The organism is Paenibacillus sp. JT22N1, from assembly GCF_059692155.1.
The window spans coordinates 1-11466 of record NZ_JCAUAW010000033.1 but is presented as its reverse complement, the minus strand read 5'-3'; the positions used below and the strand labels follow the sequence as shown (position 1 = coordinate 11466).

Here is an 11466-nt window from a genome sequence, read left to right as displayed (position 1 = left end):
TAAGTGCTTTCAGAAAGAAAGCTTTCTTCGTAAGCATAGGCCCAAGGATAAACGACTCCGTCGTCCTTTTTGGACGAGCGGTTTGTCAAGGTTGATGCAAAGCAAAAGTATAAAACTTATACTTTCCCATCAACTTGTAAGAGCTATGTTACATCTCCTTATCATACTGGTTTTACTGTGCTTTTTCCAATAGTTTCGGTTTCGCGAAAATCATACGTCCCGCCGATGTCTGCAGGACACTAGTGACCATCACTTCGAGTGTCATCCCGATGAATTCGCGCCCGCCTTCCACCACGATCATCGTACCGTCGTCCAGATAAGCTACACCTTGTCCATGCTCCTTGCCATCCTTAATGACTTGAACTATGATTTCTTCACCAGGCAGGACAACAGGCTTCACTGCATTCGCGAGGTCGTTGATATTGAGAACCGAAACACCTTGCAGTTCACATACTTTGTTTAGATTAAAATCATTCGTAATCACTTTGCCTTGCAGTACTTTTGCGAGCCGGACTAGCTTGCTATCTACTTCAGATATTTCCTCGAAATCTCCTTCGTAAATGAGCACTTTCACTTCAAGTTCCTTTTGGATCTTGTTCAAAATGTCCAGACCGCGTCGACCGCGATTCCTCTTGAGTAAATCCGATGAATCGGCAATGTGCTGCAGCTCTTCCAAGACAAATTCGGGAATAACGAGGGTACCCTCGATAAAACCTGTTTTGCAAATATCAGCGATCCGACCATCAATAATGACACTAGTGTCTAGAATCTTATGCTCCTCATAAGGACGGTGTGTCTGCTTCTCCGGACCTGTGGATCGGCTCTTTGCAATGATCTGAACGAGCTCTTCCCGCTTACTGTAACCGATACGGAAACCCATTACAGCTAGTACTGCAGATACAATGAACGGTAAAAAGGGACCTGCCCACTTCGCCTGCTCTAATACAGGGAACACCAATACCGATATAAGCAGTCCAATGACTAATCCTAATGTACCTGAGAGCAAATCGGATACCGGGATATCCGCAACATTCCTTTCGCCTCTCATAAGCAGCTTCATTCCCTGACTAGCAACCCATGACGAAAGGATGAACATACCTACTGCGCATAAACTATTAATCCAGATAACTTGTCCCGCATCACTCATTAACGCTGTCTTTCGAAGGATCGAATCACTCCAACTATAACCTAAACTACCACCCATGATGGCCAAAATGATTTGTACCCATTTCCTCATCACAGATTCACCCCCTAAATCAAACTTGTTTTAAGCCTTATTACAATTATGTTCCAATTTCTCCAACGTTAATCACTTCTTTACATGGAAAATTGAAATATTAGAGGGCTTCCTTTATAATGAAATTGGAAGTTACCAACACACCCGAGGTGGATGGAATGAGCTCCTTGACTTTAAAGCAGTTTCAGGATCAAGTATCCGAATTGTTACTCCGTCACCGAAGTCTGCTTGACGTCTTATCCAAGTTTCAACAGTCTGGCGCAGCTACTAATCGTTCCGTGGTCAAATCTATTACGGAATGTGGATGTATTCAGGTTCATGCAGCCAAGCAAGAGTATCATCCAGAGATGACTTTGGATGAAGCCAAGGATGTACTCGGTACTCATGTGTCTGGTCACTTATGTGAACAATGCATTGAGGTCGTAAGTACGGAGCTGGGTAGAAATCTCTTCTATATGTCCGCACTTAGTAACATCCTAGACGTTAATTTGGAGCAAGTCGTTGAGAACGAATCGAAGAAATGCACAACACTGGGACTTTTCAACATGTCATGAAGATGAAAAAAAGCATTTATTTTCTCTCTGAATCATCAGAAGAAAATAAATGCTTTTTATTTTCGAAACCTGTTTAAACGTCCGATTTCACTGAGTTGGTGTCGTCCATGCCGCGTCTTTTGTTCTTTCTCCGGAGACGGATGAAGAACCCATCAACGTTTTTTTTTAGGCCATATAGCGCGTACGCTAACAGGGGTACGAAAATCATTTTAGAAATCGATTCCGGCCATTTGATAGCAATCAATATAGCTCCAGCAACGATAATTGGCGTAATCCAGATCGCTGCCTTCGGAATACCGGCTTTCTTGAAGTTCGGATACTTCACTGTACTTACCATTAAGTAAGACAATAGAATTGTACTCACCAACAAAACATACACGTTAATTTCGTTCACGAACAACGCTAGTGTACAAAGTACACCGCCTGCTGCTGGAATCGGCAAACCGATGAAATAACCAGGCGTACCGGCAACGACATTGAAACGAGCTAAACGAAGAGCTCCACAAATCGGGAAGATCGCTGTAACAATCCAAGCAAATGCCGGACTAATTACATTCGGATCATTAAATGCAACCACATACATGATAAAAGCTGGTGCTACACCGAATGAAATGACATCGGACAGTGAATCTAACTCTTTACCGAACTCACTCTGCGCATTCAGAGCTCTGGCTACACGCCCATCAAGTCCATCAAGCAACATAGCGACAATAACTAGTACTGCTGCAATTCCATGTTCACCACTGAAAGCGAGAATAATTGACAGTACACCTAGGAATAAGTTCCCTACTGTAAAAAGACTGGGAATTGATTTCGTTAACATATGTTTTTGTCCACCTCTGGATTTACTATACCCTAATCTCGACTTAATAAAACCTCGACTGCATAAAACTACCTCGCCTTAACAAAACCTCAACAATGATACTTTATGATTGTATCTAGTTTAAATATGTCTGTCAATGAACACTTGTTCTTGAATTCTTTTGAGACCTTCTTTAATGGCGCGGGCTCTCACCTCTCCGATTCCGTCAACTTCATCCAATTCTTCAATTGTCGCCATCATCATGTGAGGCAGATAACCAAACTTTTCGACCAGATTGGCAATAATGATAGACGGTAGCCGCGGAATTTTCCCTAAAATCCGGAACCCTCGAGGGGAAACCGGTTCTTCGGCAATAGAATTCGTATGCGGATATCCAAGCAATCGGATGATTTGGTGCGGCTCCAGCAGTTCATCCGAGGATAAACGCTTTAGACCTGCTTGCATTTCCTTGACGCGGTCTTCCGATAAATCACGTACATAATCTTTTACGATCAAACGCGCTTCAAGTTCCGCATTCCCTACAAGTTCTTCAAGCTGCATGCTAATGAGTCGACCTTCATTCCCTAACTCATTAATGTATCGGTTAATCTCGGCCTTAATGCGTAGTACCATCTCAAACCGAGCAATGACATTGGTAACATCGTGCAATGTAACTAATTCCTCAAACTCGGATGCGCTTAGATTGGTCAGCGACTGATCCAGTACGACTTTGTAACGCTCCAATGTCTGGATCGCTTGATTCGCTTTAGTCAGGATAACACCAATATCTTTCAGCGCATAACGCAAATTACCTTGATAAAGTGTTATGACATTGCGCCGCTGTGAAATCGAAACAACCAACTTATTTGTTTGCTTCGCAACACGTTCGGCTGTCCGATGCCTGATTCCCGTCTCCGATGATGAAATAGAGGAATCTGGGATTAATTGTGTGTTCGCATATAGGATGCGTTTGATGTCCTCACTGAGGATAATCGCGCCATCCATTTTGGCAAGCTCATATAAATAATTGGGAGAAAAATCACAATCTATGGAAAAACCGCCATCCACGATTTCCGTTACTTCTGTACTATAACCAACTACAATAAGTCCACCCGTTTTGGCGCGTAGGACATTCTCTAACCCATCACGGAACGGTGTACCAGGTGCTACCATTTGCAGCAGTTGGCTCATGACGTCTCGCTTTATCTCTTCTTTGCTCATCATTTTCCTCCTGAAGGCTTGCAGGTTGAATGACCACGAGTTAACCCAGTGCCGCTTTCAATGCCTCTGCTACCGTGTTCACTCCGATAATCTCCATACCGGACGGATGAGTCCATCCCTTCAAACTTTTCTCCGGCATAATAACTCTACGGAATCCAAGCTCTTCCGCTTCCTTCACACGTTGATCAATCCGCGATACACCGCGGACTTCTCCGGTCAACCCGATCTCACCGAACACCACATCATAAGGCCTGGTCGGCTGGTAAGCATCTTGATTTTGTAAGAACCATACCCATGCGCTTCTCCAAAACCGCAATAATCAGGGAGAGTCGGTTATGATCAACGCCTGTCGCCATCCTGCGCGGAGAAGGGAAGTTTGTCGAACCAAATCGATTCTTGACTGCACACCCAATTCTCAATAAAATTCTTTTACACGATATAATAGACGATTGGATTAGACAGCATCCCAACCAATGCTCATAAACATTTGAATAAACCATTTGAAGCATATCCAATGAGTCCCGTCTATAATCTTCTTCTTAAAAATAATCCCTCTACATATATAATACATTTCACATTCGAAATTCATGCTGCTTTGATCCAACCTAACACCCTTAATCCGAACTGTACTACTGGATAGAGTCCAATTGCTAAATCCTTACAACTAAGTATAACGGAAAATTCATTCCTTTAAAAGAAATTGTATATAATGAAAGAACAGTTCTAATTTTCTTAGGATAACCAGTTTAGTTTATAACTAAGTTCGAAACTTTATCATTCAATCTAATGGTTCAAATTGGCAGGAGTCGATATGTGTAACTTCTTTATGTAGGTCACTCTCCGTTTAACTTGAAGTCTTTTACGCTCAACAATAAATGTTGTCTAATTATCTTCCTCATCCCAAGGTGCTTTCTCCTCTTTTCCTTTGGAAGAAGTGCCAAATACAGAGTGGATGACTTGGCTCAATGTCTTACATGGGATTACCTTTATTGTAGAAAACGTAGTTGTGCTTTTCAATCCATTGAGCGCAACATAGACACGTTTGAAACCCATTCTTTCAAGTTCTCTAATTCTTAGTTCTAACGTAGGTACTTTTTTTAATTCACCCGTTAATCCAATATCTGCGATAAATACAGTATCATTTGGGATACCTTGATTCTTGCAGGAAGATACAATGCTCATTATCGCAGCTAAATTTGATGATTGTTCTTTTAAACGAATACCACCTGTCGTTTTAACAACCACGTTCTTATCATGGAGAGGGATATTGGCTCTTTGCTCCATGATGCTGATAAGTGTATTCACATGGTCCTTTTTTAAACATTCAGCAATCCGGCTTGGGTATGGCATGAACGTGGTTGATACCAAACTTTCTATTTCCAGAATGATGGGTCTTGTGCCTTCTTTAACGACTGTTAATGCACTTCCACTAACTACATCATTCTCGTCTCTTTGTGTCATAAAGAACTCTGAGGGATTATCAATAGGTGTCAATCCTTGCTCACCCATTGTGAAAAATCCAAGCTCTCCTGTGCTGGCGTAGCGATTTTTAGTCGAAAATAGCTGTTTTAGCTCCTCGCCTTCCTCCCCCTCAAGAACAAGAACAGCATCTACCAAGTGTTCTAATGCTCTTAATCCAGCTAATTCGTTATCTTTGGTCATCTGCCCAACCATTATAATGGCTCTTGGTCTTTGTGCATCTTTTGCGACCTTTAAGAGAGTATTCGCGCATTCCATCGTCTGCGTGGGTGAGCCAGGTCTTTGCGGATATTCTTCTAATACAAAAGTTTGAATACTATCAATAATAATGAGGTCAGGGTCTACTTGGTCAATACAACCTAAGACATTATTCAAACTATTATCAGAATAAACCCAAACGTTTTTATGAATATCTTGCAAGACTCGCTCTGCTCTTCTCTTTATCTGACTATCACTTTCTTCACCTGAAGCATACAGCACTTTCAATCCTTGCTTTGCCACATCATCTGATATTTGCAATAAGAGTGTGGATTTTCCCGCACCTGGAACAGCCGTAATAATCGTAACAGAATCTTTAACGATTCCTCCACCCATTACACGATTAAATTCATTGTACTTGGTAACAATCCTATCACTGTTTTGGGATACGGTATCTGTAAGACGGTTTATGATAACATTCTTCTTTTTGTTTATGCCCTTCTGACCACCACTAGGAGCGTTTATAACATCATCTTCTTCAAGGGTATTCCACTCACGGCAACTACTGCACGAACCTTGCCATTTTGGATGCTCTTGACCACAACTGGTACATTTATATATGGTTTTCTTTTTCATAGTTAAGATTCACTTCCCCAATTAATCAAATAGTTTCTCAAACTCTCCTTAAATAAGGTTTCATTCTTTTCTCTATGTTCTTTATTCTTACTCTCATACTCAGCCAACTGGGTGATAACTGTTTGTTTATTTCTACATCCACCGTTCTATCATACATTTTTTTATGCATTTCTTACATATTTATCAACATGGTTGATACCGTTTGAGATACATTATTTATTTTAACAAACTTTATTACGTTCAAAGTAGCAATGAGCTATTATCTGCTACATATTCTATGTCTTTCTTGATCAGCTTTTTAGTCTCTTATCAGATTCAAAATTTTTATGAATAATGTCGAACAGCTCATTTGATAGGGGCTGTGATAAATAAAAAGCATTTTGCTACACCCTAGGCAGGATGGAGCAAAATGCTTCTTTGCTTTCATTATTTTACGGCTACGCCTTCGCCCTTCAGGACAACAAGCTCGCCATCTTTCTCATCAATGGTTAAGGAGTCGCCCTTGGCAATGTTGCCTCTGAGCAGTTCCTCTGATAAGCGATCCTCGATATGCTTCTGAATGGCTCTGCGCAGCGGTCTCGCTCCGTAAGTCGGATCGAATCCTTCTTTGGCAAGGAACGCCTTCGCTTTATCTGTTAACAAGAAGTCAACCTCTTGCTCTTTCAGACGTTTGCGTAGATCTTCTGCCATTAGGCTGACAATTTGCGCAATATGTGCTTCATCCAAGGAGTGGAACACGATAATTTCATCGATACGGTTAAGAAATTCAGGACGGAAGCTTTTCTTCAGCTCGCCCATTACTTTATCCTTCATATTGGTGTAATCTCTACCTGCATCAACAGCAGCCGTAAAACCAAGCGAAGAATTTTTCTTAATCATATCCGCGCCAACATTGGATGTCATAATAATCAATGTGTTGCGGAAATCAACCGTGCGTCCTTTGGAATCAGTTAAGCGACCATCTTCCAGCACTTGCAATAGAATGTTGAACACTTCTGGATGTGCTTTCTCGATCTCATCGAGCAGTACAACCGAGTATGGCTTACGGCGTACTTTCTCCGTGAGTTGACCACCCTCTTCGTATCCAACGTAACCTGGAGGCGCCCCTACTAATCTAGAAGTCGAGTGCTTCTCCATGTATTCCGACATATCAATTCGGACTACCGCGTTATCATCACCGAAAAGAGATTCTGCTAATGCACGTGCTAATTCGGTTTTACCAACACCCGTTGGTCCGAGGAATATGAAGGAGCCCATTGGACGCTTCGGATCTTTCAGACCTGCTCTGGCGCGGCGAATGGCACGGCTTACGGCTTTAACAGCTTCTTCTTGGCCAATGACACGCTCATGAAGAATATCTTCCATTTTGAGCAGACGCTCTGTTTCTTCTTCAGCAAGTTTACTTACCGGAATTCCTGTCCAGCTCGCCACAATTTGCGCGATATCATCTGGCGTTACTTCAGTGTCCAAACGACCTTGCTTCTCTTTCCAATCATTCTTCGTTGTATCCAGCTCTTCGCGAAGCTTCTGCTCCGTATCACGAAGACCAGCTGCTTTCTCGAATTCTTGACTTTGAACCGCTGCATCTTTTTCCTTACGGATGTTATCCAACTTGCTCTCAAGTTGTTTCAATGAAGGAGGTGTTGTGTAAGAACGGAGTCTTACTTTGGAGCTCGCCTCATCGATCAAATCGATCGCTTTATCCGGTAAGAAACGATCCGTGATGTAACGATCGGAAAGCTTTACAGCTTCTTGGATCGCAGCATCCGTAATTTTCACACGGTGATGAGCTTCATAGCGATCACGCAATCCATAAAGGATTTGAATAGCTTCCTCAGGAGATGGTTGATCTACTGTAATCGGTTGGAAACGACGCTCTAAAGCTGCATCTTTTTCAATATACTTACGATATTCATCCAACGTTGTAGCACCAATACACTGCAGCTCGCCTCTAGCAAGCGCCGGTTTTAGGATGTTGGAGGCATCAATTGCACCCTCCGCTCCGCCAGCGCCAATCAAGGTGTGAAGCTCATCAATGAATAGTACAATATTGCCCGCTTGACGAATTTCATCCATGATTTTCTTGAGACGGTCTTCGAACTCACCACGGTATTTGGTCCCTGCTACAACAGAGCCCATATCGAGCGTCATTACCCTTTTATCCTTCAACGTTTCCGGAATTTCATTGTTAATAATTTTCTGTGCGAGGCCTTCAGCAATCGCTGTTTTACCAACGCCTGGTTCACCGATCAGTACTGGATTGTTCTTCGTTCTGCGGCTTAACACTTGAATGACACGCTCAATTTCTTTGCTGCGTCCAATCACAGGATCCAGATGACCCTCTTTGGCATACGCCGTCAAATCTCTCGCTAAACCATCCAAAGTAGGTGTGTTTACATTTGGATTACTACCATGACTTGGTGACACAGTCTCACTGCTTCCAAGCAATTGAAGGACTTGTTGACGTGCTTTATTCAAAGAGACACCTAAGTTGTTAAGGACTCTTGCAGCAACACCTTCTCCTTCGCGAATAAGCCCGAGTAAAATATGTTCAGTCCCCACATACGTGTGACCTAATTTTCTCGCTTCATCCATCGAAAGTTCAATGACCTTCTTCGCTCTAGGTGTATACGCAATGTTGGTAGGCTGTTCCTGTCCTCTGCCAATCAGCGACTCGACTTCGTCTTGAATTTTCTCAAGACCTAAGCCCAAAGCGACGAGCGCTTTAGCGGCAATGCCTTCTCCTTCACGAATAAGACCAAGTAAAATGTGCTCCGTACCAATATTGTTATGCCCTAAACGAACAGCTTCCTCTTGAGCAAGAGAGAGCACCTTTTGCGCACGTTCCGTAAATCTTCCAAACATCATAGAGAACACCTCCAAAATTAGTATATCTATGGAAATCCTAAAGGATGAATCTTATCTTTCTTAAACCCTACCAAATCTTTCGCGAATCAACTCAGCCCTGCGTATATCTCGCTCTTCGGCATTTAATTTCTCACCGGCATATTGTTGAAGAAAACCAGGCTGCGTCATCACCAACAATTCATTCAAAACATTCGATGAAACGTTGTTGATAATTCCAAGGTCAATGCCAAGTCTTACATCTGATAAACGCTGCGCGGCTTCTTTCGAATCCATGATTCCCGCATAAGACAGAATACCTAATGATCGGTTCACACGATCTATTATCCGCATTCGGGACTCTTGAATCAGCTTATGTCTCGCAGCACGTTCATGCTCTATAATTTGCCTTGCAACACTGTGTAAATTATCAATAATCTCATCTTCGGATTGGCCAAGCGTAATTTGATTCGATATTTGAAACAGATTTCCTAAAGCTTCGCTACCTTCCCCGTATAATCCTCTAACTGTCAATCCAACTTGCGTAACAGCTGATAAAATCCGATTAATTTGTTGGCTGAGCACCAACGCGGGTAAATGCATCATCACCGAAGCGCGGATCCCGGTACCGACATTCGTAGGGCAGCTTGTTAAGTAGCCCCTCTTTTCGTCATAACCGTAATCCAGCTGTGTTTCAAAAATATCATCGATTTGGTTCGCCAAATCCCATACTTCTTTAATCTGAAAACCGGGACATAAACATTGTATGCGAAGATGATCCTCTTCGTTGATCATAATACTGATGGATTCATTTTCGCTTAAAATAACGGCGCCATTCCTGGACTCGTTAGCTAAATTAGGACTAATTAAATGCTTTTCTACCAGAACCATTCGCTCAAGCTCATTCAGATCAGATAGCGGAATAAGCGAAAAATTGCTTATCGTCTCCAACTCATCATTTTCAAGTACACCGGACAATTGATCCAGCACTTCTTGAGATTGTTGATTAGTCGCTAGCATTGGATAAGGGTAATCCCTAAGGTTGCGAGCAATGCGGATCCGACTACTGATGACGATATCCGATTCAGGCCCTTCGCCTTTCATCCATTCGCTTAATGCATCTGCTGTAAACCGCTGTGATGTCACTGGATTCACACCTCCTTACAAACTCACATACCCGCAATTTTCTTCTCAATTTCGCGAATTTGATCACGAATCTTTGCAGCCTGTTCGAACTCTTCTTGTTCGATACAGGTCATCATATCCTTCTTGAGCGTATCAATTTCCCGCTTACATTGGATGATGCCACCACTACGCTTGGGCACTTTCCCAACGTGAACGATATTTCCATGCACTCTTTTAAAGAGAGGATCTAACTTTTCTGAAAAGCTTTGATAGCATGATCCGCAACCAAAACGCCCTAATTTACTAAACTGAGAATACGTAAGGCCACAGCTCTCACAACGGATCGCCTGAGACTTTGCAGCGGATAGAGATGACGGTTCGAAATCAAGTAATCCTGATAACAGATTGTGAATCGAAAATCCGTTGGATGTTCCGGGAATCATTTCGCCCTTTTCACGAGCGCAATTCTCACAAATGTGGAACTCGTTCTTGTCTCCATTCACAATCTTTGTAAAATGAAGAGTCGCCGGTCGTTTCCCGCATTCCTGACAAATCATTTCATATGCCTCCTCATCTGCTAAGCAAGGATATCAGCATTGCTTTAAGAATCTTAGCCCGAATTTCATCGCGCAGCGGGAGCTTGAAGGTCAACACATCTCTCGAAATTGCGGCCCGAATCAGGTTAGCTTCTCGTGTTGAAATATAGTGGCCTTCTTGCAGTTGGTATACGAGTCCTTCTGAAGTAACTTGATCAATGTGCGTATGAATCGTGCGAAAAATGTGGTCTAAAATGGACCCGTGACTCTTGAGCTCAATTTTTTGGATACGTATGTATCCACCACCGCCGCGCTTGCTTTCCACAATGTAACCTTTTTCCAAGGTAAACCTTGTACTGATCACATAATTGATTTGGGAAGGCACACATTGGAACTGATCAGCTAGATCATTGCGTTGAATCTCAATGGCCCCTTCGGAACTCTGCTGCAAGACATGTTTTAAATACTGCTCAATAATTTCTGATACGTTGCGCATCAATTCGTCCTCCCAGATTGCCAGAAGTAAATTGACTTTGACTTTCTTTGACCTTAACTAGATTATAATCATTTCCTTTCTTTTTGACAAGTACTGCTCCTAAAATCCAATCCTTAATGATCCGATAACCAAAAGTGAACCTTACTATTGTTGACCTTACCTACAGTTTTATTCGAAATAAAAACAAAAAAGCCTTCTTGAGATTACTCTCAAAAAGGCTTTATCTTGTGCTTGGCAACGTTCTACTCTCCCAGAACCCTGCGGTTCAAGTACCATCGACGCTGGAGGGCTTAACGGTCGTGTTCGAGATGGGAACGCGTGGGTCCCCTCCGCCATCA

General features: G+C 42.5%; 9 protein-coding genes, 1 rRNA gene and 1 pseudogene. 1 reads left to right on the top strand and 10 read right to left on the bottom strand.

Features of this window, described 5'->3' with window-relative positions:
* Positions 1–172 precede the first annotated feature (172 nt).
* A complete protein-coding gene (locus AC58UU_RS36225; protein ID WP_376773851.1) occupies positions 173–1240 on the bottom strand; it encodes a PIN/TRAM domain-containing protein in 1068 nt (355 codons plus the stop codon).
* A gap of 155 nt (positions 1241–1395) precedes the next feature.
* Here AC58UU_RS36225 and AC58UU_RS36220 point away from each other — a divergent pair, with 155 nt between their 5' ends.
* Positions 1396–1791 carry a hypothetical protein gene (locus AC58UU_RS36220; protein ID WP_047683251.1) on the top strand — a complete coding sequence of 132 codons (396 nt, stop codon included), beginning with the start codon at positions 1396–1398 and terminating at the stop codon, positions 1789–1791.
* A 73-nt stretch (positions 1792–1864) separates the two neighbouring features.
* Here the strand turns inward: AC58UU_RS36220 and pssA are convergent, their stop codons facing one another.
* The 9 genes and pseudogenes from pssA to rrf form a co-directional block, all read right to left on the bottom strand.
* Positions 1865–2614, bottom strand: a complete 750-nt coding sequence (gene pssA, locus AC58UU_RS36215; protein WP_497322317.1) for a CDP-diacylglycerol--serine O-phosphatidyltransferase — start codon at positions 2612–2614, stop codon at positions 1865–1867.
* A 120-nt stretch (positions 2615–2734) separates the two neighbouring features.
* A complete protein-coding gene (gene disA, locus AC58UU_RS36210; protein ID WP_082562248.1) occupies positions 2735–3814 on the bottom strand; it encodes a DNA integrity scanning diadenylate cyclase DisA in 1080 nt (359 codons plus the stop codon).
* Positions 3815–3854: 40 nt separating this feature from the next.
* A pseudogene (locus AC58UU_RS36205) lies at positions 3855–4188 on the bottom strand (DNA repair protein RadA); the annotation flags it as partial.
* 508 nt (positions 4189–4696) lie between these two features.
* Positions 4697–6127, bottom strand: coding sequence for a DNA repair protein RadA (gene radA / locus AC58UU_RS36200; RefSeq protein WP_047683235.1), 1431 nt, complete (start codon positions 6125–6127; stop codon positions 4697–4699).
* A 426-nt stretch (positions 6128–6553) separates the two neighbouring features.
* Positions 6554–8995, bottom strand: coding sequence for an ATP-dependent protease ATP-binding subunit ClpC (clpC, locus tag AC58UU_RS36195; RefSeq protein WP_497322316.1), 2442 nt, complete (start codon positions 8993–8995; stop codon positions 6554–6556).
* A 60-nt stretch (positions 8996–9055) separates the two neighbouring features.
* A complete protein-coding gene (gene mcsB / locus AC58UU_RS36190; RefSeq protein WP_497322346.1) occupies positions 9056–10075 on the bottom strand; it encodes a protein-arginine kinase McsB in 1020 nt (339 codons plus the stop codon).
* Between the two features lie 65 nt (positions 10076–10140).
* Entirely contained in the window at positions 10141–10653 is a 513-nt protein-coding gene (gene mcsA / locus AC58UU_RS36185) for a protein-arginine kinase activator protein McsA (RefSeq protein ID WP_029196491.1), read from the bottom strand.
* A 13-nt stretch (positions 10654–10666) separates the two neighbouring features.
* The gene (locus AC58UU_RS36180) at positions 10667–11128 is read right to left on the bottom strand and encodes a CtsR family transcriptional regulator (RefSeq protein WP_029196492.1); all 462 of its coding nucleotides are present in this window, start codon (positions 11126–11128) and stop codon (positions 10667–10669) included.
* A gap of 229 nt (positions 11129–11357) precedes the next feature.
* Positions 11358–11466 (bottom strand): 5S ribosomal RNA (rrf, locus tag AC58UU_RS36175); the annotation flags it as partial.